This window comes from Dryocola boscaweniae (assembly GCF_025215095.1).
Classification (GTDB): domain Bacteria; phylum Pseudomonadota; class Gammaproteobacteria; order Enterobacterales; family Enterobacteriaceae; genus Dryocola; species Dryocola boscaweniae.
Window position 1 is genome coordinate 18,369 of the sequence record NZ_JALHAP010000065.1, and the last position, 26,763, is coordinate 45,131.

Annotated in this window: 24 protein-coding genes, 4 tRNA genes and 1 other RNA gene; 24 read left to right on the forward strand and 5 right to left on the reverse strand. The window is 53.1% G+C overall.

Features of this window, described 5'->3' with window-relative positions:
• The first annotated feature begins 14 nt into the window (after positions 1-14).
• From trxA to MUA00_RS01255, 18 genes are all read left to right on the forward strand, one after another.
• Entirely contained in the window at positions 15-344 is a 330-nt protein-coding gene (gene trxA, locus MUA00_RS01170) for a thioredoxin TrxA (RefSeq protein ID WP_006179218.1), read from the forward strand.
• A 360-nt stretch (positions 345-704) separates the two neighbouring features.
• Positions 705-1,964 (forward strand): transcription termination factor Rho, encoded by a 1,260-nt coding sequence (gene rho / locus MUA00_RS01175; protein ID WP_121266803.1) that lies wholly within the window; start codon positions 705-707, stop codon positions 1,962-1,964.
• A gap of 249 nt (positions 1,965-2,213) precedes the next feature.
• Positions 2,214-3,302 (forward strand): UDP-N-acetylglucosamine--undecaprenyl-phosphate N-acetylglucosaminephosphotransferase, encoded by a 1,089-nt coding sequence (gene wecA / locus MUA00_RS01180; RefSeq protein WP_271121312.1) that lies wholly within the window; start codon positions 2,214-2,216, stop codon positions 3,300-3,302.
• Between the two features lie 23 nt (positions 3,303-3,325).
• Positions 3,326-4,375 carry an ECA polysaccharide chain length modulation protein gene (gene wzzE / locus MUA00_RS01185; protein ID WP_271121313.1) on the forward strand — a complete coding sequence of 350 codons (1,050 nt, stop codon included), beginning with the start codon at positions 3,326-3,328 and terminating at the stop codon, positions 4,373-4,375.
• A 62-nt stretch (positions 4,376-4,437) separates the two neighbouring features.
• Complete coding sequence (gene wecB, locus MUA00_RS01190; protein WP_271121314.1) at positions 4,438-5,568, forward strand: non-hydrolyzing UDP-N-acetylglucosamine 2-epimerase; 1,131 nt, start codon at positions 4,438-4,440, stop codon at positions 5,566-5,568.
• On the forward strand, positions 5,565-6,827 hold the full coding sequence (gene wecC, locus MUA00_RS01195) for a UDP-N-acetyl-D-mannosamine dehydrogenase (RefSeq protein WP_271121315.1): 1,263 nt from the start codon (positions 5,565-5,567) through the stop codon (positions 6,825-6,827). Before wecB ends, wecC begins: the two co-directional genes overlap by 4 nt.
• A gap of 22 nt (positions 6,828-6,849) precedes the next feature.
• A complete protein-coding gene (gene rffC, locus MUA00_RS01200) occupies positions 6,850-7,527 on the forward strand; it encodes a dTDP-4-amino-4,6-dideoxy-D-galactose acyltransferase (protein WP_271121316.1) in 678 nt (225 codons plus the stop codon).
• 4 nt (positions 7,528-7,531) lie between these two features.
• Positions 7,532-8,662, forward strand: coding sequence for a dTDP-4-amino-4,6-dideoxygalactose transaminase (gene rffA, locus MUA00_RS01205; RefSeq protein ID WP_271121317.1), 1,131 nt, complete (start codon positions 7,532-7,534; stop codon positions 8,660-8,662).
• Between the two features lies 1 nt (position 8,663).
• Entirely contained in the window at positions 8,664-9,914 is a 1,251-nt protein-coding gene (gene wzxE, locus MUA00_RS01210; RefSeq protein ID WP_271121318.1) for a lipid III flippase WzxE, read from the forward strand.
• Positions 9,911-10,990, forward strand: a complete 1,080-nt coding sequence (locus MUA00_RS01215) for a TDP-N-acetylfucosamine:lipid II N-acetylfucosaminyltransferase (RefSeq protein ID WP_271121319.1) — start codon at positions 9,911-9,913, stop codon at positions 10,988-10,990. The genes wzxE and MUA00_RS01215 overlap by 4 nt, the downstream gene beginning before the upstream one ends.
• The gene (gene wzyE, locus MUA00_RS01220) at positions 10,987-12,342 is read left to right on the forward strand and encodes an ECA oligosaccharide polymerase (protein ID WP_271121320.1); all 1,356 of its coding nucleotides are present in this window, start codon (positions 10,987-10,989) and stop codon (positions 12,340-12,342) included. Before MUA00_RS01215 ends, wzyE begins: the two co-directional genes overlap by 4 nt.
• A gap of 20 nt (positions 12,343-12,362) precedes the next feature.
• Positions 12,363-13,103: a lipopolysaccharide N-acetylmannosaminouronosyltransferase gene (gene wecG / locus MUA00_RS01225; RefSeq protein ID WP_271121321.1), complete on the forward strand. Its 741-nt coding sequence runs from the start codon at positions 12,363-12,365 to the stop codon at positions 13,101-13,103.
• A gap of 204 nt (positions 13,104-13,307) precedes the next feature.
• A complete protein-coding gene (gene thrP / locus MUA00_RS01230) occupies positions 13,308-14,675 on the forward strand; it encodes a bifunctional threonine/serine APC transporter ThrP (protein ID WP_271121322.1) in 1,368 nt (455 codons plus the stop codon).
• A gap of 120 nt (positions 14,676-14,795) precedes the next feature.
• Positions 14,796-14,872: transfer RNA gene (locus tag MUA00_RS01235), tRNA-Arg, on the forward strand.
• A 62-nt stretch (positions 14,873-14,934) separates the two neighbouring features.
• A tRNA-His gene (locus tag MUA00_RS01240) sits at positions 14,935-15,010 on the forward strand.
• Between the two features lie 19 nt (positions 15,011-15,029).
• Positions 15,030-15,116, forward strand: a tRNA-Leu gene (locus tag MUA00_RS01245).
• A gap of 49 nt (positions 15,117-15,165) precedes the next feature.
• A tRNA-Pro gene (locus MUA00_RS01250) sits at positions 15,166-15,242 on the forward strand.
• A gap of 36 nt (positions 15,243-15,278) precedes the next feature.
• A non-coding RNA gene (locus MUA00_RS01255) (RtT sRNA) lies at positions 15,279-15,409 on the forward strand.
• A 571-nt stretch (positions 15,410-15,980) separates the two neighbouring features.
• On the opposite strand, the gene hemY is transcribed toward MUA00_RS01255, so the two are convergent.
• The 4 genes from hemY to hemC are packed head-to-tail and all read right to left on the reverse strand — an operon-like array spanning position 15,981 to position 20,057.
• Positions 15,981-17,177: a protoheme IX biogenesis protein HemY gene (hemY, locus tag MUA00_RS01260; RefSeq protein WP_271121323.1), complete on the reverse strand. Its 1,197-nt coding sequence runs from the start codon at positions 17,175-17,177 to the stop codon at positions 15,981-15,983.
• Positions 17,178-17,179: 2 nt separating this feature from the next.
• Positions 17,180-18,355: a uroporphyrinogen-III C-methyltransferase gene (gene hemX / locus MUA00_RS01265; RefSeq protein WP_271121324.1), complete on the reverse strand. Its 1,176-nt coding sequence runs from the start codon at positions 18,353-18,355 to the stop codon at positions 17,180-17,182.
• A 23-nt stretch (positions 18,356-18,378) separates the two neighbouring features.
• On the reverse strand, positions 18,379-19,119 hold the full coding sequence (gene hemD, locus MUA00_RS01270) for a uroporphyrinogen-III synthase (RefSeq protein WP_271121325.1): 741 nt from the start codon (positions 19,117-19,119) through the stop codon (positions 18,379-18,381).
• The gene (gene hemC / locus MUA00_RS01275; RefSeq protein ID WP_271121326.1) at positions 19,116-20,057 is read right to left on the reverse strand and encodes a hydroxymethylbilane synthase; all 942 of its coding nucleotides are present in this window, start codon (positions 20,055-20,057) and stop codon (positions 19,116-19,118) included. Before hemC ends, hemD begins: the two co-directional genes overlap by 4 nt.
• A 285-nt stretch (positions 20,058-20,342) precedes the next feature.
• Between hemC and cyaA the strand changes: the two genes are divergently transcribed.
• The gene (gene cyaA, locus MUA00_RS01280) at positions 20,343-22,889 is read left to right on the forward strand and encodes a class I adenylate cyclase (protein ID WP_271121327.1); all 2,547 of its coding nucleotides are present in this window, start codon (positions 20,343-20,345) and stop codon (positions 22,887-22,889) included.
• Here the strand turns inward: cyaA and cyaY are convergent, their stop codons facing one another.
• Positions 22,890-23,210 (reverse strand): iron donor protein CyaY, encoded by a 321-nt coding sequence (gene cyaY / locus MUA00_RS01285; RefSeq protein WP_271121328.1) that lies wholly within the window; start codon positions 23,208-23,210, stop codon positions 22,890-22,892.
• 128 nt (positions 23,211-23,338) lie between these two features.
• Here cyaY and lptM point away from each other — a divergent pair, with 128 nt between their 5' ends.
• Genes lptM through yigB form a run of 5 tightly spaced genes read left to right on the forward strand, consistent with a single transcriptional unit; the run spans position 23,339 to position 26,730 of the window.
• On the forward strand, positions 23,339-23,548 hold the full coding sequence (gene lptM, locus MUA00_RS01290; protein WP_271121329.1) for an LPS translocon maturation chaperone LptM: 210 nt from the start codon (positions 23,339-23,341) through the stop codon (positions 23,546-23,548).
• A gap of 38 nt (positions 23,549-23,586) precedes the next feature.
• Positions 23,587-24,411 (forward strand): diaminopimelate epimerase, encoded by an 825-nt coding sequence (dapF, locus tag MUA00_RS01295; protein ID WP_271121330.1) that lies wholly within the window; start codon positions 23,587-23,589, stop codon positions 24,409-24,411.
• Positions 24,408-25,112 (forward strand): DUF484 domain-containing protein, encoded by a 705-nt coding sequence (locus MUA00_RS01300; protein ID WP_271121331.1) that lies wholly within the window; start codon positions 24,408-24,410, stop codon positions 25,110-25,112. Before dapF ends, MUA00_RS01300 begins: the two co-directional genes overlap by 4 nt.
• On the forward strand, positions 25,109-26,014 hold the full coding sequence (gene xerC / locus MUA00_RS01305; RefSeq protein WP_271121332.1) for a tyrosine recombinase XerC: 906 nt from the start codon (positions 25,109-25,111) through the stop codon (positions 26,012-26,014). The genes MUA00_RS01300 and xerC overlap by 4 nt, the downstream gene beginning before the upstream one ends.
• Positions 26,014-26,730: a 5-amino-6-(5-phospho-D-ribitylamino)uracil phosphatase YigB gene (gene yigB, locus MUA00_RS01310; RefSeq protein WP_271121333.1), complete on the forward strand. Its 717-nt coding sequence runs from the start codon at positions 26,014-26,016 to the stop codon at positions 26,728-26,730. The genes xerC and yigB overlap by 1 nt, the downstream gene beginning before the upstream one ends.
• The last annotated feature ends 33 nt before the right edge of the window (positions 26,731-26,763 follow it).

The window sequence follows — 26,763 nt, forward strand, 5'->3', positions numbered from 1 at the left end:
CTGTGGAGTAGAACATGAGCGATAAAATTATTCACCTGACTGACGACAGTTTCGACACGGACGTACTTAAAGCTGACGGGTTGATCCTCGTTGATTTCTGGGCAGAGTGGTGTGGTCCGTGCAAAATGATCGCCCCGATTCTTGATGAAATCGCTGATGAATATCAGGGCAAATTAACCGTTGCTAAACTGAACATCGATCAGAACCCGGGCACCGCGCCGAAATACGGCATTCGCGGCATTCCGACTCTGCTGCTGTTTAAGAACGGTGAAGTGGCTGCCACCAAAGTCGGTGCGTTGTCCAAAGGCCAGTTAAAAGAGTTCCTGGACGCTAATCTGGCGTAATGGAATCTCAGCCGGCGCGTGCTCGGCTCGCTATTTTTTGTGAGCCGCTGGACGCCCGGCGTCAGTCATGCTAAGTTACTTTTACTGCACCTTGAACTTGCCTTAAAGTTTGAACCTTTGTAATACCCAATGCTTCTCATTCGCTATCGCTAAGACGCTAATTTCACAGTGAGCACATGGTTGCATAATCGATTTCGGGCGTATCACCCATTCCGTCGTGTCGTTTCAGTTCTGCGTTTTTCCTATGAACCAGACAGCGATAAGACATGTGGTGCTGGCCATTAAACAGGCATGGATGACCCTGCCATACCATTCACGAAACATGTTCGAGATTTACCCCGAGTTTAAGAACCCACCATTATGAATCTTACCGAATTAAAGAATACGCCGGTTTCTGAGCTGATTACTCTCGGCGAAAATATGGGGCTGGAAAACCAAGCCCGCATGCGCAAACAGGACATTATCTTCTCCATCCTGAAGCAACATGCTAAGAGTGGCGAAGATATCTTTGGCGATGGTGTGCTGGAGATACTGCAGGACGGATTTGGTTTCCTCCGCTCCGCAGACAGCTCCTACCTCGCCGGTCCCGATGACATCTACGTTTCTCCCAGCCAAATCCGTCGTTTCAACCTCCGCACAGGGGATACCATCTCCGGTAAGATTCGTCCGCCGAAAGAAGGCGAGCGTTACTTTGCCCTGCTGAAAGTAAACGAAGTTAACTACGACAAACCGGAAAACGCGCGTAGCAAAATCCTGTTTGAAAACTTAACCCCGCTGCATGCCAACTCTCGTTTGCGCATGGAACGTGGTAACGGTTCTACCGAAGACTTAACCGCACGCGTGCTGGATTTGGCTTCGCCAATCGGTCGCGGCCAGCGTGGCCTGATCGTGGCGCCGCCAAAAGCCGGTAAAACCATGCTGCTGCAAAACATCGCGCAGAGCATTGCTTACAACCATCCTGATTGTGTGCTGATGGTTCTGCTTATCGACGAACGTCCGGAAGAAGTGACCGAGATGCAGCGTCTGGTCAAAGGTGAAGTGGTTGCTTCTACCTTTGATGAGCCAGCGTCCCGCCACGTTCAGGTTGCCGAAATGGTAATCGAGAAAGCGAAGCGCCTGGTTGAGCATAAAAAAGACGTTATCATCCTGCTGGATTCCATTACCCGTCTGGCTCGCGCCTACAACACCGTGGTTCCGGCTTCCGGTAAAGTATTGACCGGTGGTGTGGATGCTAACGCCCTGCATCGTCCAAAACGCTTCTTCGGTGCGGCACGTAACGTGGAGGAGGGCGGTAGCCTGACTATCATCGCTACCGCGCTGGTCGATACCGGTTCTAAAATGGATGAAGTTATCTACGAAGAATTTAAAGGTACCGGCAACATGGAACTGCATCTGGCGCGTAAAATCGCTGAGAAACGCGTGTTCCCTGCAATCGACTACAACCGTTCTGGTACGCGTAAAGAAGAACTTCTTACGACCCAGGAAGAACTGCAGAAAATGTGGATCCTGCGTAAGATCATTCACCCGATGGGCGAAATCGACGCGATGGAATTCCTCATTAATAAGTTGGCGATGACCAAAACCAATGACGAATTCTTCGATATGATGAAGCGCTCGTAAGTAACAAAAACTCGGGGAACGCCACGCTTAGACGTGGCGTTTTTCTTTAGTGGTATATACGATATAGAAACGACTATCGCAGCGACACATTAAGGATGGCAAAGGATGCCGTGTAGTCTTAATATCCAAAAATTCGTGTTGTGATACATTCGATTAAATAACCATCAGATTGTTCATGGATGAATCACGTACAACCACCAGGCAGGATAATAAGCATCCTGATCCTTTATTTTGCAGAGAGCTTGCACTGTGAATTTAATCACCGCTGGTACCGATCTGGTTTGCATTTTTTTATTTACTACCATTTTTCTATTTTTCGCGCGCAAGGTAGCTAAGAAAGTCGGCCTGGTTGATAAACCAAACTTCCGCAAACGTCATCAAGGGCTGATCCCTCTGGTTGGTGGTATCTCTGTCTATGCGGGGATCTGCTTTACATTTCTGATAGCCAATTACTATATCCCTCATGCCTGGCTTTACCTGATTTGCGCGGGCGCACTGGTTTTTGTTGGCGCGCTGGACGATCGTTACGATATCAGCGTGAAAATAAGGGCTTCGGTTCAGGCGCTGATCGGCATTGTGATGATGGTCGTCGGGAAACTCTACTTAAGCAGCCTGGGATATATTTTTGGTTCCTGGGAGATGGTGCTGGGTCCGTTTGGATATTTCCTCACCCTGTTTGCCGTCTGGGCCGCAATAAATGCTTTCAACATGGTTGACGGTATTGATGGGCTCCTCGGTGGCCTTTCATGTGTCTCCTTCGCCGCCATGGGGCTAATTCTTTATTTCGATGGTCAATTAAGCTTAGCGATGTGGTGCTTTGCGATGATTGCGGCCATCCTGCCTTATATTCTGCTGAACCTTGGCGTGTTAGGGCGACGCTATAAAGTCTTTATGGGAGATGCCGGAAGTACGCTTATCGGCTTTACCGTCATCTGGATTTTGCTCGAAACCACGCAGGGTAAAACCCATCCTATCAGCCCCGTCACGGCATTGTGGATAATCGCCATTCCGCTGATGGATATGATCGCCATCATGTACCGCCGTTTGCGCAAAGGGATGAGTCCATTCTCCCCGGACCGTCAGCATATCCATCATTTGATTATGCGCGCCGGCTTCACTTCCCGTCAGGCTTTCGTGTTGATTACTCTGGCTGCTGCGTTGCTGGCAGGCATTGGTGTTGCCGCTGAATATATTCACTCAATTCCTGAATGGGTGATGTTGGCATTATTCTTGCTAGCATTTGTGCTCTATGATTATTGCATTAAGCGCGCCTGGAAAGTGGCCCGCTTCATAAGACGTTTTAAGCGTCGTCAACGTAGAAACAGCAGCATTTCTTAATCCTGAATTGAATTGGGGAAGTGATGAGACAAAACGTGCCAGGAAGTAACCCGGGAATGGTGGACAACGAGTTGGACATTCGTGGTTTGTTCCGGACACTGTGGAGAGGGAAGTTCTGGATTGTGGGCATGGCGGCAGCATTCGCCATCATCGCATTGGTCTATACCTTTTTTGCCAGGCAGGAGTGGAGCGCCAACGCAATCACCGATCGCCCGACGGTCAATATGCTGGGAGGATATTATTCTCAACAGCAATTCCTTCGTAACCTTGATATCAAAGCCAATATGGTCCCGGTTGACCAGCCCTCCGTCATGGACGAAGCCTATAAAGAGTTCATTATGCAACTCTCGGCTTACGATACCCGCCGCGATTTCTGGCTACAGACCGATTACTACAAGCAGCGCCAGGTGAAAAACAGTAAAGCGGATGCCGCTCTGCTTGATGAAATGGTGGACAATATTCAGTTCACCGCAGGGGATATCACCCATAATCTTAATGACAGCGTTAAGCTGATTGCTGAGACGGCAGCGGACGCAAATAATCTGTTGCGGCAATACGTTGCGTTTGCCAGCCAGCGCGCGGCAAGCCATCTGAATGAAGAGCTGGCTGGCGCATGGGCTGCTCGTACCATCCAGATGAAAGCTCAGGTCAAACGGCAAGAAGCCGTCGCCAAATCCATTTATGACCGCAAAGTAAAAAGCGTTGAGCAGGCGCTGAAAATTGCCGAACAGCAAAATATTGCGAAAAGCGAAACAGAAGTTCCGGCTGACGAATTACCAGATTCCGAAATGTTCATGTTGGGCCGCCCAATGCTACAGGCAAGGCTTGAAAGCCTGCAGGCGGTAGGGCCTGATTATGATATCGACTACGACCAAAACCGCGCCATGCTTTCAACGCTGAATGTTGGCCCAACGCTCGATCCGCGTTTCCAGACTTATCGTTATTTACGTACCCCGGAAGAACCCGTTAAGCGCGACAGCCCTCGCCGTGCGTTCTTATTAGTAATGTGGGGTGCGGTTGGGGCCCTGATAGGCGCTGGTGTGGCGTTAGCCCGCCGCCCTAAAGCGTTATAACGCCCTTGCCCGGCGAAGGCTTGATGGATGGCCTTCGCCTTTTTTAACAAAAGAGAATCGCTGTGAAAGTGTTAACAGTTTTTGGCACGCGTCCGGAAGCCATAAAAATGGCGCCGCTGGTTCATGCGTTGACAAAAGACGCGTTTTTTGACGCGAAGGTATGCGTGACGGCCCAGCATCGCGAGATGCTCGATCAGGTGTTGAATTTATTTTCAATCGAACCGGATTACGATCTCAACATCATGAGCCCGGGGCAGGGACTTACGGAAATAACCTGTCGCATCCTTGAAGGTTTAAAGCCAATTCTTGAATCGTTCAAACCCGATGTGGTGCTGGTTCATGGCGATACCACGACGACAGTTGCCACCAGCCTTGCCGCATTTTATCAGCGCATCCCCGTAGGCCACGTTGAGGCGGGTCTGCGCACGGGCGATCTTTACTCACCCTGGCCAGAAGAGGCTAACCGTACGTTAACCGGGCATCTCGCTATGTACCATTTTGCCCCGACGGAGAACTCACGGCAGAATCTGCTGCGCGAAAATATCAACGATAATAAAATCTTCGTGACGGGAAATACGGTCATTGACGCGCTGATTTCCGTGCGTGACCGCGTACTGGCTGATGACGAACTGCGTAACAGCCTTGCCCAATACCATCCGTTTTTAGACAGCGCTAAAAAGCTCATTCTGGTTACCGGCCACCGCCGCGAAAGCTTCGGAGAGGGCTTTGAGCGTATCTGCCACGCGCTTGCGGAAATCGCCAAAGAGAACAGCGATGTGCAGATCGTTTATCCGGTGCACCTCAACCCTAACGTTAGCGAGCCGGTGAAACGAATCCTCGGCCATGTCGAAAACGTGGTGCTTGTTGAACCGCAGGAATACCTGCCGTTTGTCTACCTGATGAACCACTCGTATCTGATTCTGACCGACTCTGGCGGGATTCAGGAAGAAGCGCCATCGCTCGGTAAACCGGTACTGGTCATGCGGGACACCACGGAACGCCCGGAAGCCGTGAAAGCGGGGACTGTTCGTCTGGTGGGCACCGATACGCAAACCATCGTCCGTGAAGTAACGCGCTTGCTGCGTGATGAAAACGAATATCAAATCATGAGCCGTGCGCATAACCCGTACGGGGACGGCACCGCTTGTGAACGTATTTTGGCTGCACTAAAGAACAATCAGGTGAAACTATGAGTTTTTCAACCATCTCCGTTATTGGTCTTGGCTACATTGGTTTACCCACCGCGGCGGCATTTGCTTCCCGTCAGAAAAACGTAGTAGGCATCGATATCAACCAGCACGCAGTGGAAACCATTAATCGTGGCGCCATTCATATTGTTGAGCCGGAGTTGGATAAGGTCGTTAAAACGGCAGTCGAAGCAGGTTTTTTGCGCGCCAGCACGCAGCCTGTCGAGGCTGACGCTTATCTGATTGCTGTGCCAACGCCTTTTCAGGGCGACCATGAACCCGATATGGCTTTTGTGAAAGCCGCAGCGGTTTCTATCGCGCCGGTTCTGAAAAAGGGCGCCTTAGTGATCCTGGAATCCACCTCGCCGGTAGGTTCCACCGAACAAATGGCCGAATGGCTGGCGGACCTGCGTCCGGACCTCTCTTTCCCGCAGCAGGCGGGTGAAGCGGCGGATATTAATGTCGCCTACTGCCCGGAACGCGTATTGCCGGGTCAGGTTATGGTTGAGCTGATTAAAAATGACCGTGTAATCGGCGGCATGACGCCGGTTTGCTCAACGCGCGCGAGCGAACTCTATAAGATATTCCTGGAAGGCGAGTGCGTTATTACTAACTCCCGCACGGCGGAAATGTGCAAGCTGACTGAAAACAGCTTCCGCGACGTTAATATCGCCTTCGCTAACGAACTGTCGCTGATCTGCGCCGATCAGGGGATCAACGTTTGGGAGCTTATACGCCTGGCAAACCGCCACCCGCGCGTGAACATTCTTCAGCCTGGACCAGGCGTTGGCGGACACTGCATCGCGGTCGATCCGTGGTTTATCGTTGCTCAGAACCCACAGCAGGCGCGTTTGATTCGTACCGCTCGCGAAGTAAACGATAGCAAGCCGCACTGGGTTATAAATCAGGTCAAAGCTGCCGTTGCCGATAGCCTGGCCGAAAGCGGTAAGCGCGCCGGCGAACTGAAAATCGCCTGTTTTGGTCTGGCATTCAAACCGAATATTGACGATCTACGCGAAAGTCCGGCGATGGAAATCGCCGGGATGATTGCCAACTGGCACAGCGGTGAGACGCTTGTGGTCGAGCCGAATATCCATCAGCTTCCGAAGAAGCTTGAAGGGCATTGTCAACTGGCGAACCTTGATGATGCCTTGCAGCAGGCCGATGTGCTGGTCATGCTGGTAGACCATAACGAATTCAAAGCCATTGCAGGTGAGAAAATCCAGCAGCGCTGGGTTGTCGATACCAAAGGCGTCTGGCGTTAACGCGCCATACCGAGGCTACGTCATGAACAGTCCGCTTCGCGCCCGGCTTGACCCGCTAGAATGGGAAAATCAGTTCTTTGGCGTTAATAGCGCCATTGTTCGTTTTGCCGAAGATGCGCAAGCGCTGACCGTAAAGCGGCTTGAGGCTTACGGGCGAGTACAGGCGAAAATTCCTGCCCATCGCACTGATTTGCTCGATGCTTTACAGCAGTTCGGCTTTCAACTGGTTGAGGGTGAAGTCGACCTGGTGCTGCCAGTTGGCACGGAAAATGCTGTATCTACCGATGATGCACAAGCCGCTGATATTCCTGTTCTGCGTGAAATGGCCGCTCGGGTCTTTACGCAAAGCCGTTTCCGCGCGCCCTGGTATCAACCCGCCGATAGCGGCCGTTTTTATGCTCAATGGGTGGAAAACGCAGTGCTGGGCACGTTTGACCATCAGTGCCTGTTGCTGAAAAACGGCGATGAAATACAGGGCTTCGTTAGCCTGCGTCAGTTAAACGAGCGGGAAGCACGCATTGGTTTGCTTGCGGGACGCGGAGTCGGTGAACAGTTGATGAACGCTGCACTTTACTGGTGTCAGCAGCACAGGCTGACAACGCTGCGTGTAGCCACGCAGATAAGTAATACCGCAGCTTTGCGACGTTATATTCAAAGCGGTGCCACTGTAGAGAGCACTGCCTTCTGGTTATACAGGTGAAAAAATGATCCCATTTAATGCTCCGCCAGTAGTAGGTACGGAAATCGAATACATGCAGGCTGCGATGGGAAGCGGCAAGCTTTGCGGCGACGGCGGCTTTACGCGCCGTTGCCAGCAGTGGATGGAACAGCGCTTCGGCAGCAAAAAAGTCCTGCTAACGCCATCCTGCACCGCCTCGCTGGAAATGGCCGCGTTATTGCTGGATATCAAGCCTGGCGACGAAGTCATCATGCCAAGCTATACCTTTGTTTCAACCGCTAATGCTTTCGTACTGCGCGGCGCAAAAATCGTGTTTGTTGACGTGCGTCCGGACACCATGAATATCGACGAAACGTTGATTGAAGCGGCGATTACCGAAAACACGCGCGTTATCGTGCCGGTTCACTACGCGGGCGTTGCTTGCGAAATGGACGCCATTATGGCGCTGGCGAAGAAGCACAATCTGTTTGTGGTAGAAGATGCCGCGCAGGGCGTGATGTCGACCTACAAAGGCCGCGCGCTGGGCTCCATCGGCCATATCGGCTGCTTCAGCTTCCACGAAACCAAAAACTACACCGCCGGTGGCGAAGGCGGTGCGACGCTTATTAACGATTCGTCGTTGATTGACCGCGCTGAAATTATTCGCGAAAAGGGCACTAACCGCAGCCAGTTCTTCCGCGGGCAGGTGGATAAATACACCTGGCGCGATATTGGGTCGAGCTATCTGATGGCTGACCTGCAGGCAGCTTATTTATGGGCGCAGCTCGAAGCCGCTGAGAAGATTAACCAGCAGCGCCTCAAGCTTTGGCAAACCTACCATGACGCGCTGGCCCCGCTGGCTCGCGCTGGCCGTATTGAGTTGCCTTCGGTGCCAAAAGACTGTGTGCAAAACGCGCACATGTTCTATATCAAACTGCGTGACGTGGAAGACCGCAGCGCGCTGATTGCGTATCTTAAAGAAGCCGAAATCATGGCCGTGTTCCACTATATTCCGCTGCATGCCTGCCCGGCCGGTGAGAAATTTGGTTACTTCCACGGCGAAGACCGTTTCACCACTAAAGAGAGCGAACGCCTGGTGCGCCTGCCGCTGTTTTATAACCTCTCGCCGGTTAACCAACGTACTGTTATCAATACGTTGTTAAGCTACCTTTCCTGATATGTCGCTGGCTAAAGCCTCAGCGTGGACCGCCGGGTCCACGCTGGTAAAAATTGCGGCTGGCCTGCTGGTGGTAAAACTTCTGGCGGTCGCGTTTGGTCCAAGCGGCGTGGGGCTTGCGGGTAATTTCCGACAGATGGTTACCGTGCTGGGCGTGCTGGCGGGCGCCGGCATTTTTAACGGCGTGACCAAATACGTCGCCCAGTATCATGACAATCCACAAGAGCTTCGCAAAGTCCTCGGGACATCTTCAGCCATGGTGCTGGGATTTTCGACGCTGCTGGCGGTTATTTTTGTGCTGGCCGCAAAGCCCATCAGCATCGGTCTGTTCGGCCACGATCATTATCAGGGTTTAGTGCGGCTGGTGGCGCTGGTGCAGATGGGTATTGCCTGGGCAAACCTGTCGCTGGCCGTTATGAAAGGCTTCCGGGATGCGGCCGGCAATGCGCTGGCGCTGATCGGCGGCAGCGTTATTGGCGTGGCCGCTTACTACCTTTGTTATCGCTCAGGCGGCTACCAGGGCGCTCTGCTTGGCCTGGCGCTGGTGCCGGCTTTGGTGCTTATCCCTGCGGGATTCATGCTGGTACGACGCGAACACGTTCCGCTGGGCTATCTGAAACCGCAGTGGGATAAGGTCTACGCCAGCAGCCTGGGCAAATTTACCATCATGGCGGTGATCACCTCCATCACGCTGCCTGTCGCTTATGTGATGATGCGTAACCTGCTTGCCGAACATTATAGCTGGGATGAGGTGGGGATTTGGCAAGGCGTCAGCAGTATTTCGGATGCCTACCTCCAGTTCATTACCGCGTCATTCAGCGTTTATCTGTTGCCGACCTTATCAAGGCTTACGGCAAAGCAGGATATTTCTCGCGAAATCGTGCGCTCGCTGAAATTCGTGCTGCCAGCGGTGGCTGTCGCCAGCTTTACCGTGTGGTTGCTGCGTGATTTTGCCATCTGGCTGCTGTTCTCACATAAATTTATCGCCATGCGCGATCTGTTTGCCTGGCAACTGGTGGGCGACGTGCTGAAGGTGGGAGCGTATGTTTTCGGCTATTTAGTCATCGCTAAAGCCTCGTTGCGCTTTTATATTTTGACTGAAATCAGCCAGTTTGCTTTATTAACCGGCTTTTCGCGCTGGTTGATCCCGGCCCACGGCGCATTGGGTGCCGCGCAGGCCTATATGGCGACGTATATTGTTTACTTCGCGCTCTGCTGTGGCGTGTTTCTTATTTATCGTAGACGAGCATGACGACACTGATTCACGTACTGGGATCGGATATCCCGCATCATAACCAGACGGTGCTGCGTTTCTTTAACGACGCTCTGGCCGCCTCACATCCGCACGCGCGCAAGTTTCTGGTTGTCTCAAAGGACAGCTCCTTGCCGTCTGCTTTTCCTGAGCTTGCGATTACGCTTTTTCCGACGAAAAAAGCGCTGGCTCAGGCGGTGGTAGAAAAAGCGCGCGCGAACAGACAGCAGCGGTTTTTCTTCCACGGCCAGTTTAATAGCCCGTTGTGGATTGCCTTGCTGACCGGCGGACTCCAATCCGCGCAGGTGAGCTGGCATATCTGGGGCGCGGATTTGTATGAAGCCTCACGGAGCCTTAAGTTCCGCCTGTTTTACCTGTTGCGCCGTATCGCGCAGGGACGCGTTGGCCGGGTGTTCGCCACGCGTGGCGATCTTAATTATTTCTATCAGCGTCATCCGCGAGTGCCTGGAGAGCTGCTGTACTTCCCGACGCGTATGGACGCCGCTCTTAACGAAATGAGCGGCGAAGAAAAAACGGGTAGCAAACTCACTTTGCTGGTCGGGAACTCCGGCGATCGCAGCAATCAGCACATCGCTGCGTTGCAGGCGATTCACGCTCGTTTCGGTGATAACGTGCGTGTTGTGGTGCCGATGGGTTACCCGCTGAACAACAGCGCTTATATCAAAGAAGTGCAGCAGGCGGGCCGTGCGTTATTCAGCGAAGAAAACCTGCAGGTTCTGACTGAAAAAATCGAATTTAATGATTACCTGGCGCTGCTGCGCCAGTGCGATTTGGGCTATTTCATTTTTGACAGGCAGCAGGGCATCGGCACCCTTTGTCTGCTTATCCAGGCGGGTATTCCCTGCGTGCTGAGTCGTAAAAACCCGTTCTGGCAGGATATGGTCGAACAGCATGTTCCCGTGTTGTTCACAGGCGATCCGTTGGATGAAACGGTCGTGCGCGAAGCGCAGCGTCAGCTACGCTTACTCGATAAGCAGCAGATTGCTTTTTTCAGCCCTAACTATCTTGAAGGCTGGCATCAGGCGCTAGCAATCGCATCAGGAGAAACCGCATGAGTTTGCTCGAATTTGGCGGTCTGTTTGTGGTGTGGTTTGTTTCGGTGATGTTTATCGGCATGCTGACATACCAGGAGTTCCGCAAGGTACGCTTCAACTTTAACGTCTTCTTTTCGCTGCTTTATCTGCTGACCTTTTTCTTCGGCTTTCCGTTTACCTGCACGCTGGTCTTCCGGTTCGGGGTGAACGTTGTGCCTGCGGATGTATTGCTGCAGGCGCAGTTAGCAGCGACCTGCTTCTATGGAATTTATTACGTCGCCTATAAAACGCGTCTACGGGCTAAACAACCCACAGCGGCTGGGCGTCGTCCGTTATTCACCATGAATCGCGTTGAAACTCACCTTGCATGGGTAATGCTGGCGGCGGTCGCGCTGGTGAGCGTCGGCGTTTTCTTTATGCACAACGGCTTCCTGCTGTTTAAGCTGCACTCCTACAGCCAGATATTCTCAAGCGAAGTTTCGGGCGTGGCGCTTAAACGCTTCTTCTACTTCTTTATCCCGGCGATGCTGGTGGTTTACTTCCTTAAGCAGGATGGCCGCGCGTGGATGTTCTTCCTGGTCAGCACGGTGGCCTTTGGCCTGCTGACTTATATGATTGTTGGCGGAACGCGCGCCAATATCATCATCGCCTTTGCCATCTTCCTGTTTATCGGCATCATTCGCGGCTGGATTTCCCTGTGGATGCTGGCCGCGGCAGGGGTGTTTGGCATTGTCGGCATGTTCTGGCTGGCGCTGAAACGCTACGGGCTGAACGTCAGCGGCGATGAGGCTTTTTACACCTTCCTTTATCTGACGCGCGATACGTTTTCGCCGTGGGAAAACCTGGCCTTACTGCTGCAAAACTACGACAAAATCGAGTTCCAGGGTCTGGCGCCTGTGGTGCGTGATTTCTATGTGTTCATTCCAACCTGGCTATGGCCGGATCGTCCAGGTATTGTGCTTAACAGCGCTAACTACTTCACCTGGGAAGTCCTGAATAACCACTCGGGGCTTGCGATATCACCGACGCTTATCGGCTCGCTGGTGGTGATGGGCGGCGTGTGGTTTATTCCGCTGGGCGCCGTTGTGGTTGGGCTGATTATTAAATGGTTTGACTGGCTTTATGAACTGGGTAATCAGGAAACCAATCGCTATAAAGCCGCTATTCTGCACAGCTTCTGCTTCGGTGCGATTTTTAACATGATAGTTCTGGCCCGCGAAGGCGTGGATTCCTTTGTTTCCCGTGTCGTTTTCTTCCTTGTGGTGTTCGGCATTTGCCTTCTGCTGGCTAAGCTTCTTTACTGGTTATTTGACAGTGCGGGTCTGATACATCAGCGTCTGCGTCGCATACCGCGCGTGGAAGCTGGAGCTTAAAACGCATGACAAGGAACAACATGAACGAGTCGATCACTGCACCTACGTATACCATTCGTGGCCTGGCGTTGCTGGGCTGGCGTGATATGCAGCATGCGCTGGATTATCTCTATGCTGGCGGCTCGCTGAGGTCGGGTACGCTTGTTGCGATCAACGCCGAGAAAGTCCTGACGGCAGAACGCGATCGCGAAGTTCGCGAGCTTATTGAAGCGGCAGAGTTTAAATATGCTGATGGCATAAGCGTCGTGCGTTCAATTCGTAAAAAATATCCTGCGGCGAAAGTGTCGCGCGTGCCCGGAGCAGACCTTTGGGAAGCGCTGATGGAAAAAGCCGGGCGTGAAGGTACGCCGGTATTTCTGGTCGGCGGTAAGCCTGAAATTCTGGCCCAGACGGAAGCGAAACTGCGCAAGCTCTGGAACCTAAACATCGTGGGCAGCCAGGACGGTTACTTCAAACCGGAAGCGCGGCAGGCAATGTTTGAACGTATTCGTGACAGCGGCGCGGCGATTGTGACCGTGGCGATGGGGTCGCCGCGCCAGGAGATCCTGATGCGCGACTGCCGTAAAGTTTACCCGCAGGCGCTGTATATGGGCGTTGGCGGTACCTATGATGTCTTCACCGGTCACGTTAAACGTGCGCCGAAGATCTGGCAAAATCTGGGCCTGGAATGGCTTTATCGATTGCTATCCCAGCCAAGCCGCCTTGGCCGGCAGCTTAAGCTGCTGCGCTACCTGAGCTGGCATTACACAGGCCGCCTGTAATCAGTAACAAACGCGCTCAAATGGGCGCGTTTTTGTTTTTATCTCCAGCCAGCCTGCCGAAATTTGTTAACGGTTGATTTGTAATTTCGCAAAAAATACGAAACCATTGCGCCCGCCCGATGGCATGCAGGGGTTTTAAGTGGTTAATACCACAATAAGAAACGGTATAAACCGGGCATTTTGCGAAGACAATACAGAGGTTATATGGCGGAGAAACAAGCGGAGCTTCAGCGTGGGTTGGAGGCTCGACACATCGAACTTATCGCGTTGGGCGGTACTATCGGCGTCGGTCTGTTTATGGGCGCGGCAAGCACGCTCAAATGGGCGGGACCTTCAGTATTGCTGGCTTACATCATCGCAGGCCTGTTCGTGTTCTTTATTATGCGTTCCATGGGCGAAATGCTATTTCTGGAACCGGTAGCCGGCTCGTTTGCCGTCTATGCGCACCGCTATATGAGTCCATTTTTTGGCTATCTCACCGCCTGGTCTTACTGGTTTATGTGGATGGCGGTAGGAATATCGGAAATTACCGCGATAGGGCTTTACGTTCAGTACTGGTTCCCCGATTTGCCGCAGTGGCTGCCGGCGCTGCTTGCCGTCGGGCTGGTGGCGATGGCAAATCTGGCCGCGGTTCGGCTGTACGGTGAGATTGAGTTTTGGTTTGCGATGATCAAAGTCACCACCATTATCGTGATGATTGTGGTTGGGCTTGGGGTTATTTTCTTCGGTTTTGGTAATCATGGCCAGCCGATTGGCTTTGGCAATCTTACCGAACACGGTGGGTTCTTTGCCGGCGGCTGGAAAGGTTTCTTAACCGCGCTCTGCATTGTTGTGGCGTCATATCAAGGCGTTGAGCTGATTGGCATTACCGCCGGGGAAGCAAAAAATCCGCAGGTCACTTTGCGCAGCGCGGTTGGTAAAGTGCTGTGGCGAATTCTAATTTTTTACGTGGGTGCGATTTTCGTTATCGTGACTATCTTTCCGTGGAACCAGCCTGGCAGCGCCGGCAGCCCGTTTGTGCTGACCTTCGCAAAAATTGGTATCACGGCGGCGGCAGGAATCATCAATTTTGTTGTACTGACGGCAGCGCTTTCTGGCTGTAACAGCGGCATGTATAGCTGTGGTCGTATGTTATATGCCCTGGCGAAGAACCGTCAGCTTCCGGCTGCAATGGCAAAAGTTTCCCGTCATGGCGTACCGGTGGCGGGCGTTGCTGTTTCAATCGCCATTCTGCTGCTGGGTTCGTGTCTGAACTACATCATTCCTAATCCGCAGCGCGTATTTGTATACGTTTATAGCGCAAGCGTTTTGCCTGGCATGATGCCCTGGTTTGTGATTCTGATTAGCCAGATTCGTTTCCGTAAGGCGCACCGCGAAGCCATCGCCAGCCACCCGTTTAAGTCGATCATGTTCCCCTGGGCGAACTATCTGACGATGGCGTTCCTGGGCTGCGTGTTAATCGGCATGGGCTTTAATGAAGAGACGCGTCTGTCGCTGACGGTTGGGGCGGGATTTCTGTTGCTGGTGACGCTGGTTTATAAGGTTTTTGGCCTGAATAAACATCCAACTTAATAAAATATGAATGGATTCGCAGCAGACTGCACAAAGCGTAACCAAACGCGCATTTTATTTAAATAAGCACTAGACAGCTGAGCATGAAGCCCGTAATATCCGACCCCGCAACGGCGCTACGCGCCCGTAGCTCAGCTGGATAGAGCGCTGCCCTCCGGAGGCAGAGGTCTCAGGTTCGAATCCTGTCGGGCGCACCATTTAAAAAATGGCGCTAGAGCTGCGGTGGTAATTAACGTACCGCGTGAAAGATTTTACAGTGGTGGCTATAGCTCAGTTGGTAGAGCCCTGGATTGTGATTCCAGTTGTCGTGGGTTCGAGTCCCATTAGCCACCCCATTAATTTAGTGGTTATGATGCGAAGGTGGCGGAATTGGTAGACGCGCTAGCTTCAGGTGTTAGTGTTCTTACGGACGTGAGGGTTCAAGTCCCTCTCTTCGCACCAATCATCTAAGTTAAGTAAATCGGGTAGTAAGCAGTAAAAAGCAGTATTTCGGCGAGTAGCGCAGCTTGGTAGCGCAACTGGTTTGGGACCAGTGGGTCGGAGGTTCGAATCCTCTCTCGCCGACCACATTCAGAAAAGGCCAGCTCTTTGAGCTGGCCTTTTTGCATCCAGAGTTTAAAGAGGATGAGAACCTCCGAAGGAGGTTTGAGCCGAGCGCAGCGAGACAACGTTGCTTACGGCAACGGCCCGAAGGGCTTGTTTTATAAAAACGAGTTATCCTCTCTCGCCGACCACATTCAGAAAACCCCGCTTCGGCGGGGTTTTTGCTTTTATTACTCCTGCACATCTCTTCTTTTTATTTGGTTGAATGTCGTAATTTTGCGACAAAAAGCTTTTTCTTGTCGCTTTTTGGCGACATTTAACCTATTGATTAAATGGAATTTTTAATTCGTGGTGTTTTAGTGTCTCCCGTGAGAGACAAACGGAGCGGATTAATACTTGCTTCAGTCGCCCGCACGCAGCGGACTATAAGCGTTAATAACTACCTGAAATTGTAGATATTGCGTTAATTCGTGGAATGCTTATTCAAACCTGGCACGCTTCGTGCAATAATTTACCTGTAGATGCTCATTCCACTTCTTATGTTCGCTTAGGCTTCATAAACCCAGGAATGACGCAGAGCCGATTACGGTGCTTATCGTCCACCGACAGATGTCGCCTCAGGCCTCATCCAACACCATGGACACAACGTTGAGTGAAGCACCACTTAGTTGTCAAACAGACCTGTTTAACACCTGCCAATTGGCAGGTGTTTTTTTATGTATGAAGCGAAGGGAAAAGGGCGAAAGAGTTCGCCCTGAAGGCTCAAGGATTAGGATTATTTTGCAGGGTTAACAGCAGACCATCGCGGCGCATCAGCGCAGCTTCTTCCGGCTGATGCAGTCTGTCCAGCGAGTCGGCAAGCCAGGCATAATCAAATGCATCCGGCCGCTGCTTAATCGCTTCACGGAAAGCCTCGCTCGCCTGTTGCCATTCGCCGCGCTTCATCAATAGCTGACCCAGCGTGCTGTACAGCAAAGGGCGGTCGCCCTGAGTTTTGATTTGCTGACGCAGCGCTTTTTCCAGTTGTTCCGGATTACCGGATTTCAGGCGTGGCATCAGCAAAATTAACCGCTCGTCGTACTGCCGTTTCAGGCCATCCAGCACAACTTCCTGCGCGGCTTCGTGATCGTCACACTCAATAAGATGCTCCGCCATCGCAACCTGCAATGTCGTTTCATGGCGTGTTTTGCGATTCTGGTTGCGCCACCAGGTTTTCAGACCATCATTGCCCTGATCCGCCATCGCCTGATCCATCATCCCAATCCATGCCTGTTCTTGCAGCGCTGCAAGATGGGCTTCGTCACCAACCTGCACTTTATGCATAGCAGGAAGGATATCCAGCACGGAGCTCCAGGCGCCGGTTCGCACATATGCTTGCTCTGCGAGACGCAGCACTTCCGGATGACGCGGAGCGATTTCCAGCAGTTTGTCCACGCCATGACGAGCGGCATGATTTTCGTTGCGTGCCAGTTGCAGACGAACGCGTGTAATTTCTACCGGCAACTGGTCGTTATCCGCCAGCTCTGCCGCTCTTTCCAGATGCTGATTGGCGCGGATTTCATCGCCACGCTGTTGCGCCGCTTCGGCCGCCAGCAGGTAATTCACCACAGGTTGTTCAGCATGATCGGCATTTTTCGCCATTAGCTTTTCAACCTGCTGGTAATCCCCTTCAGCCAGTTTCAGCAATGCGGCTTTTGTTTGTTTACGCGCGCGGCTGCTTTTACGTCCTACGAACCAACCACGAGTACGTGCTCCGGTGTGGAAGATACGACGCAGTAGCCATTCGATGACGAACAGCACGACCATAGTCAGAATCAGAATGATAACCAGGCCTGTGACGCTGGTTTCCACGTTGTAGTTATCGGTCTGGATCAGGACGTAGCCCTGGTGTCCCGCGAGCATTGGCCCAAGGACGATCCCGGCGATCAACAACAGGAAGAGTAATAAGACCTTAATCATGCTTATTCTCCCTGATTTGCCGCAGGCGCCTGTTCAGGCGGCGCTTCAGCAGGCGTGGCGCTGGCAGCGGCCGGCTGAGCAAGTAAATTGCGAACGCGAGTTTGCATTAATTTTTCCAGCAACGGCTGGCTTTGCAGCGTTTGCGGGATATCCATATTGATGCTTTGCTGGCTCAGCGCTTCTAACTCATCCAGGAAAGCTTTGGTAGTGGCATCCTCGGTGTCGTAATAAGCACGAACCCAGGTAGACACGTTTTCAAGCGACTGTTTGTAGGTTTCATCCTGATGACGAGGCACAGCCTGAGCGGCAACCAGCAGGCGCGAGCGAATATTCTCACGCAGATAAATATCCTGGTTAGGCGCCAGCAGCGGCACGGCCGTTTCATCACGGCGACGAATGGTAATGAAACTATCCATAAAGTTGTGCCAGCTTTTCACCAGATTCTGACGCCATTCGGCGACGGTGCTGGAAAGCTCGCTGTCATCGGAATCCATCGGCGTATCGTCGTTGTCGTTATCCGCAAGGCGCAGGTTATCGACCTGGCTGGAAAGCTGATTTAATTTCAGGATGATGCCGTCGTAATCAACCTGAGTAACCGCCGAAAGCGAACCGATATCGTCGGTCAAAGCGCGACGAGCGGTAATCAGGCTTGGATCGTTCATGTCCGCAAGGCTTGCATCAGCGCTTTTTAACAACGCGGCGGCGGTAGTGACATCCTGATCGCTCCAGAGCTTACGTCCGGCTAATTTCACAAGGAAATCGGCCTGGGCAAGCAGCCAGGTTTTCGCATCGCTGCCCGAAATGGTTGCCACTTTTTGCTGCACTTCATCAAGCTGACGAGCCAGATTCGCCTGCTGGCGGTTGGCTTCTTCAAGCGCGGCTGCCTGCTGTTTAATCGTATTCTCAAGCTCGGTTTTCTGCTGGTCCTGCTGTTTTTGCAGCGCAGCGAGTTCAGTGGTCAGCGCATCGTTGGTGGCGGATTGCGCCGAGGTTTGATGTTTGCCGTAGCTGTAGAGTCCAGCACCTAACGCCAGAGCAATAGCGATGGCGATGGCGCCCAGGGCAATCCCTGCCACGCCGCTACGATTCTTTTGTGGTGGTTGTTCCGGTAGCGGTGTGTTTTCCGCCGCGGGTTTGGTCTCTTCAACCATGGCGGAGGAAGTATTTTGTTCCGTCATTGTGGCTTCCCATATTGTTAGGTTTATTGTAACGCGCGCAGCAGCGCGTCATTGTCTGCATTATCGGCGATCCGAATATCCTGCCAGCCCAAATCCCGGGCAAGAATCGCCAAACGCTCACTGACAACAACCAGTTGGCAGTGGAGTAACCAGTCATTGCGATACCACTCCGGAATCAGCGTATAAAGCTGTTGCAGCATTTCACCGCTGGTGACGACAAGGGCTGTTACCCCGCGTTCGCGCCAGCGGAAGGCTTCCTCTGTTCCGTCATAAATTTTCGCATTGCGTTGATAACATTCGCAAAATTCAACTTTAGCGCCGCGAGCCGTGAGGGTTTCGCCTAACAGCTCGCGCCCGCCGTTGCCACGCAGGATCAGCGCGCGCTTATCGGCAATATTCTGTAATTCAGGTAATTGTAGCAAGACTTCGCTGGTTTCCCGATCCAACGGGTAGCGAACGGGCAAATGACTGATCGTATGAAATGCCAGAGCGGTCGTCCTTCCGATAGCAAACCAGCTCGGTTTTTCCGGCCAACCGATGTCGCTTTTGCTAAGCAGCGGCTTTGCGAACTGCACGACATGCTGAGATAAAATGAAAACCAGATCGCCTGCGCGGAGATCGGCAAGCAGACCAGGGAGTAATGCTAACTGCCTGCCGGGGGAAAATTCGATAAGAGGAAAACTGTACGCCACCTGCCCGAGTGCGCGCAGACGGCTCACTAACTCATCCCCGGCGGGAGAGGGGCGGGTGACAAGGATTGTCATGCGGGTGCATCCCCATCATAGACTGCGGCCAACACTTCACGAGCGCCGTTATTAAGCAGCTCTTCGGCCAGCGAAACGCCCATCGTTTCCGCATCTTCCGGTTTTCCGCGACGTTCGCCGCGCACCATAAAGGAACCGTCCGGAGCACCGACCAGCGCTCGTAACCACAGCTCGCCGTCTTTCAGCTCTGCGTAGCTTCCGATTGGCACCTGGCAACCGCCTTCAAGCCGCATGTTCATGGCGCGTTCTGCGGCTACACGAATCGCCGTTTCATCATGATTGAGCGGGGCGAGCAACTCGCGGGTGCGCTTGTCGTCAATTCGGCACTCGATGCCAACCGCGCCCTGGCCTACGGCCGGCAGCGAAATTTCGGCAGGAAGTGCGCAGCGAATACGGGACTGCAGTCCAAGGCGATTGAGCCCGGCTACAGCCAGGATGATTGCATCGTATTCGCCGTTGTCGAGTTTGCCGAGGCGCGTGCCTACGTTGCCACGCAGCGAACGGATAATGAGATCCGGACGGCGTTCGGCTATCTGGCACTGACGGCGAAGGCTGGAGGTGCCAACGACGCTGCCCTGAGGCAAATCGTCCAGGCTTGCAAACCGATTAGAGACAAAAGCATCACGCGGATCGTCACGCTCACAGATGGTCACCAGACCGAGTCCTTCAGGGAATTCGACGGGCACATCTTTCATCGAATGCACGGCGATATCCGCACGCCCCTCAAGCAAAGCCATCTCTAACTCTTTGACAAACAGACCCTTTCCGCCCACTTTTGCCAGCGGTGTATCAAGGATCACATCGCCGCGCGTGACCATCGGCACCAGCTCAACGGTGAGCTGAGGATGACTCGCTTCCAGGCGCTGTTTAACATATTGTGCTTGCCAAAGGGCTAATGGACTTTGGCGAGTGGCAATTCTTAATACTTTGTCTAACATGCTTGTTACCGTAATTGTCGTCTGCTGCCCATCCTACCACTCTTCACGGAAGGCTGTCAGTTTCAACGGTTTTTGCGCAAAAGAGGGACGTGACTCGTATTATGGAATATAAAGCGGCTTACCGAGGCTGAACTTTGCGCATAGCGCAACTTTCTTTACGGTCAACCAGCAAGGTGTTAAATTGATCACGTTTCCAGCAATTGTTTGCCCGTTCGTTTATAATCATAAAGGCAACAATCAGGAAACGGGTTTTTTCGAAATACTGAAACCATCAGGCGATATGTCTTGTACCTCTATATTGAGACTCTTAAACAGAGACTGGATGCCATCAACCAACTGCGTGTAGATCGCGCGCTTGCTGCCATGGGGCCTGCTTTCCAACAGGTCTACAGTCTTCTGCCAACGTTGTTACATTATCATCACCCGCTGATGCCTGGTTATCTTGACGGTAACGTCCCACACGGCATTTGCATTTACACGCCTGATGAAACCCAACGCCACTATCTTAACGAACTGGAATTGATGCGCGGCATGCCGCCGCAGGAAACTGTCTCGGGCGAGTTGCCTATAACCGGTTTATATTCCATGGGCAGTACCTCCTCCGTCGGCCAAAGCTGCTCTTCAGACCTGGATATCTGGGTTTGCCATCAGGCGTGGCTTGATAACGACGAACGTCAACTGTTACAGCGTAAATGTAACCTGCTGGAAAGCTGGGCCGCCTCGCTGGGCGTTGAAGTTAGCTTCTTCCTGATCGATGAGAACCGTTTCCGTCATAACGAAAGCGGCAGCCTCGGCGGCGAAGACTGCGGTTCCACGCAACACATTCTTTTGCTGGACGAATTTTACCGTACCGCTGTGCGCCTCGCGGGCAAACGTATTCTGTGGAATATGGTGCCAGGCGATGAAGAAGAGCATTATGACGATTACGTCATGTCGCTCTATGCGCAGGGCGTGCTGACGCCAAATGAATGGTTAGATCTCGGCGGCTTGAGCTCGCTCTCCGCTGAAGAATACTTCGGCGCCAGCCTGTGGCAGCTCTATAAAAGTATCGATTCTCCCTACAAAGCGGTATTGAAAACCCTGCTGCTGGAAGCCTATTCCTGGGAATATCCGAACGCGCGCCTGCTGGCGAAAGACATCAAACAGCGCCTGCACGACGGCGAGATCGTCTCCTTTGGTCTCGATCCTTACTGCATGATGCTGGAACGCGTAACCCACTATCTGACGCAAATCGAAGATACCGCGCGTCTGGATCTGGTGCGCCGCTGCTTCTATCTGAAAGTGTGCGAAAAACTTTCACGCGAGCGGGCCTGCGTCGGCTGGCGCCGTGAAGTTTTAAGCCAGCTCGTAAAAGAGTGGGGCTGGGACGAAGAGCGTCTGGCAATGCTGGATAACCGCGCCAACTGGAAGATTGACCAGGTACGCGATGCCCACAACGAACTGCTGGATGCGATGATGCAAAGCTACCGCAACCTGATTCGCTTTGCGCGCCGCAACAACCTCAGCGTCAGCGCCAGCCCGCAGGATATCGGCGTGTTGACCCGTAAACTTTACGCCGCCTTCGAAGCGCTGCCGGGTAAAGTCACCCTGGTGAACCCGCAGATTTCGCCGGATCTCTCCGAGACAAATCTTACCTTTATCCATGTGCCGCCGGGCCGTGCCAACCGTTCCGGCTGGTATCTTTACAACCGCGCGCCAAACATGGACTCCATCGTCAGCCATCAACCGCTGGAATATAACCGTTATCTTAATAAGCTGGTGGCATGGGCCTATTTTAATGGCCTGCTGACCTCGCGCACCCGCCTGTTTATTAAGGGCAACGGTATTTGCGACCTGCCTAAGCTGCAGGAAATGGTGGCGGATGTTTCCCATCACTTCCCGCTGCGTCTGCCTGCGCCAACGCCAAAAGCGCTCTACAGCCCGTGCGAAATTCGCCATCTGGCGATTATCGTCAATCTCGAATATGACCCGACCGCGGCATTCCGCAATCAGGTGGTGCATTTCGATTTCCGCAAGCTGGACGTTTTCAGCTTCGGGCAGCAGCAGCAGTGTCTGGTCGGCAGCGTCGATCTGCTTTATCGCAACTCGTGGAACGAAGTACGTACTTTGCATTTCAACGGCGAACAGGCGATGATCGAAGCGCTGAAGACTATCCTCGGCAAAATGCACCAGGATGCCGCGCCGCCGGATAGCGTAGAAGTCTTCTGCTACAGCCAGCATTTACGCGGTCTGATCCGTACTCGCGTCCAGCAGTTGGTTTCCGAATGTATTGAATTCCGTTTATCCAGCACCCGCCAGGAGCCTGGACGCTTCAAAGCGCTGCGCGTTTCCGGTCAAACCTGGGGTCTGTTCTTCGAACGTCTGAGCGTGTCGGTGCAGAAGCTGGAAAATGCGGTGGAGTTCTATGGGGCGATTTCCCATAACAAGCTGCACGGCCTGTCGGTTCAGGTAGAAACGAACCAGGTGCAATTGCCGCCGGTGGTGGATGGTTTTGCCAGCGAAGGGATTATTCAATTCTTCTTCGAAGAGACCAACGAAGAGCAGGGCTTTAACATCTACATTCTTGATGAGAGCAACCGGGCCGAGGTGTATCACCACTGCGAAGGAAGCAAAGAAGATCTGGTGCGCGACGTCAGCCGTTTCTACTCGTCATCTCATGACCGCTTCACCTACGGTTCAAGCTTCATCAACTTCAACCTGCCGCAGTTCTATCAGATTGTGAAGGTAGAAGGGCGCATGCAGGTCATTCCTTTCCGCACCCAAACCATTCTGCCTGCGACGTCGGCGAATCATGACGATAACGCAACGCCGCTGCTGCAACAGTATCAGTAATTAGCTAAAGCTTACCGGCTCGCCCGCTTGCTGGGTGCAAGCTTCTTCCAGTAACTGCCAGAATTCAGCGCCGCTACGATCGCAAATCCACAAATCGCCTTTCAGGTCAAAGTGATAACCACCGCTTTTAGTCGCCAGCCATACCTGATGCAGCGGCTCCTGGCGATTAATAATGATTTTGCTGCCGTTTTCAAAACTCAGCGTCAGCACGCCGCCGTTGATCTCACAATCGATATCCGTCTCGCCGTCCCAGCTATCCAGGCGTTCTTCGATAGTCATCCACAAGCCATCACATATGCGATGAAATTCGCTGTCGTTCATCTCTTCTTCCCGGTTGTCCGTCTTCACGGCAGTATAAAAGCAACCAGAGTGAATAGAAAAGAGTATTGCTTTTCGGGGTTCACCTGCGATGATAGACAACAGAATATTGAATCACAGGCAACTCAATAATGAAGAAAATTTTCTGCCCACTGGCGGTGGTACTGGCGCTGTTTAGCCTGACAGGTTGCGGCCTGAAAGGTCCTCTTTATTTTCCGCCCGCTGACGGTAAAACCAAACCTGCTACCCAGAGCACTGCGCCTCAACCGCAGACGCAATCAACAACGCCGGATCGCAACAATCGCGGTACGGATGATGCGCCGACTCAGGTGATTTATTAGCCAATAAGAGATAAGTAACCGCGGAAATGGAGCAGAAGATGCAGTTCTCTAAAATGCATGGCCTCGGTAATGACTTTATGGTCGTCGACGCGGTGACACAGAATGTCTATTTCTCCCCCGAGCTGATCCGTCGCTTATCGGATCGTCATCTCGGTGTGGGTTTCGATCAGTTGCTGGTGGTTGAACCGCCTTACGATCCCGATCTCGATTTCCATTACCGCATCTTCAACGCCGACGGCAGCGAAGTTTCGCAGTGCGGTAACGGCGCACGCTGTTTTGCCCGTTTTGTGCGCCTGAAAGGATTGACCAACAAACGTGACATCCGCGTAAGCACGGCGAATGGACGCATGGTGCTGAGCGTAACCGATGATGAACTGGTGCGCGTCAATATGGGCGAACCAAACTTCGAACCGTCAGATGTGCCGTTCCGCGCAAACAAAGCGGAAAAAACTTATATTATGCGTGCGGCCGAACAGACGATTATGTGCGGCGTGGTATCGATGGGAAACCCGCATTGCGTGATTCAGGTGGACGACGTAGCCACCGCGGCTGTTGAAACCCTGGGGCCGGTTATGGAAAACCACGAACGTTTCCCGGAGCGGGCGAACATCGGTTTCATGCAGGTTGTTACCCGCGAACACATCCGCCTGCGCGTCTTTGAGCGTGGCGCGGGCGAAACACAAGCTTGTGGCAGCGGTGCCTGTGGCGCCGTGGCCGTTGGCATTCAACAAGGTTTACTGGCGGAGCAGGTTCGTGTCGAACTGCCCGGCGGTCGCCTTGATATCGCCTGGAAAGGGCCGGGAAATCCGTTGTTTATGACCGGCCCGGCGGCCCATGTCTATGATGGATTCATACATCTATGAAGAACGCCGAGGAACTGCAAGAAGCCGTACTGGAGCTCAATGATAACGCCGTGGCGGAATATCTGCTGCGCCACCCCGACTTCTTTATTCGCAACGCCCAGCAGGTAGAACAAATGCAGGTGCCGCACCCGATACGCGGCACCGTATCGCTGGTGGAGTGGCATATGGCACGCAGCCGTAACCACATCAATCGCCTTGAGGAAAACATGAACCTGCTGATGGAGCAGGCGAATGCCAATGAAGGGCTGTTCTATCGGCTGCTGAAATTACAGGGCCGCCTCGCCTCAGCCACCAGTTTGCAGGAGATGCTCAATCGACTGCATCGCTGGGCGCGTGAAATGGGGTTGGCTGGCGCTAACGTGCGTCTTTTTGCCGATCGCTGGCGCATTGGCGCGCCTTCTGATTTCACCCATCTGGCGCTCAACCGCCAGGCCTTCGAGGCGCTGCGTATTCAGCGGTTGGGCGATAATCAGCACTACCTGGGGCCGTTAAACGGGCCAGAGCTGCTGGTGGTGTTGCCACAGGCAAAAGCGATTGGTTCGGTAGCGATGTCGCTGATGGGCAACGATGCCGATCTTGGCGTGCTGCTCTTTAGCAGCCGTGACGCACAGCATTATCACGAAGGGCAGGGCACCCAGTTGCTGCACGAACTGGCGCTGATGCTGCCGGATTTGCTGGAGCGCTGGATTGAACGCGTATGACCGTTTCACCGCTGCAACCGTCCGTTGATGGCTTTCTCAGATATCTGAAGGTTGAGCGTCAGCTCAGCCCCTTAACTCTGCTTAACTATGGCCGCCAGCTTGAAACCATTATTCATCTGCTTGATGAGATGGGCCTGAAAGCCTGGCAGGAGTGCGATGCGGCAGGCGTGCGTTCTCTGGCGGTTCGTAGCCGTAAAGCGGGCCTTGGGCCATCAAGCCTTGCGCTGCGTCTTTCCGCCTTGCGCAGCTTCTTCGACTGGCTGATTAGCCAGGGCGAGCTGAAAGCCAATCCTGCAAAAGGAATTTCAGCGCCTAAAGCGGGGCGCCATCTGCCAAAAAATATCGACGTGGACGATGTTAATCGCCTGCTGGATATCGATCTTAACGATCCGCTCGCCGTACGCGATCGCGCCATGCTTGAAGTGATGTACGGCGCAGGCCTGCGTCTTTCGGAACTGGTGAATATGGATTGCGGGCATATCGATCTCTCCACCGGTGAAGCATGGGTGACAGGTAAAGGCAGCAAAGAGCGTCGCTTGCCGGTGGGTAGATCTGCCGTGATCTGGATTGAGCACTGGCTCAGCCTGCGCGAGCTGTTTGGCCCGGATGACGACGCGCTGTTTCTCTCGAAGCAGGGTAAACGTATCTCTGCCCGCAACGTACAAAAACGCTTTAGCGAGTGGGGAATCAAACAGGGGCTGAACAGCCACGTTCATCCGCATAAACTCCGTCACTCTTTTGCCACGCATATGCTGGAATCAAGCGGAGATTTACGCGGCGTACAGGAGCTGCTCGGTCATGCGAACCTGTCCACCACACAAATCTATACTCACTTAGACTTTCAACATTTAGCCTCGGTGTATGATGCCGCGCATCCACGCGCCAAACGGGGGAAATCGTAATGCATTTTTACCGCCCAATTGGGCCGATTGCCGCGCTCACTTTCGATCTCGACGATACGCTGTATGACAACCGCCCGGTAATTGAACGCACCGAGCTGGAATCGCTGAGCTTTGTGCAGAATTATCATCCGAGCCTTAGCGCCTTAACAAAACCAGACTTTATGCGCCTGCGTCACGCTATCCGCCTGGCGGAGCCGGACATCTACCACGATGTGACCGAATGGCGCCGCCGCGCCGTTGAGCAGGCCATGTTAGACGCGGGCTTAACCGCAGAAGAAGCCGCTACGGGCGCCACCGCTTCTATGGCGAATTTCGCTAAGTGGCGCAGCCGCATCGACGTGCCGCAGGAAACGCACGATACGCTGGCAAAGCTTGCGCAAAAATGGCCGCTGGTGGCTATCACCAACGGTAATGCGGAGCCGCATCTGTTCGGGCTGGATAAGTATTTTAAATTTATTCTGCGGGCTGGCCCGCACGGGCGTTCCAAGCCGTTTAACGATATGTATTATCTTGCAGCCGAAAAGCTGGAAGTGCCGCTGGAGCATATCCTTCACGTGGGAGACGATCTCACAACCGACGTCGCAGGCGCGGTGCGCAGTGGTTTGCAGGCATGCTGGATAAACCTGCGTGATGGCGACCTGATGCAGATAAATGACAGCCGCTTATTGCCACATCTGGAAATTTCGCGGTTGGCATCCCTCACCGCGCTGATATAATCGTCAGAACTCTGTATAAAATCCCAGGTATAA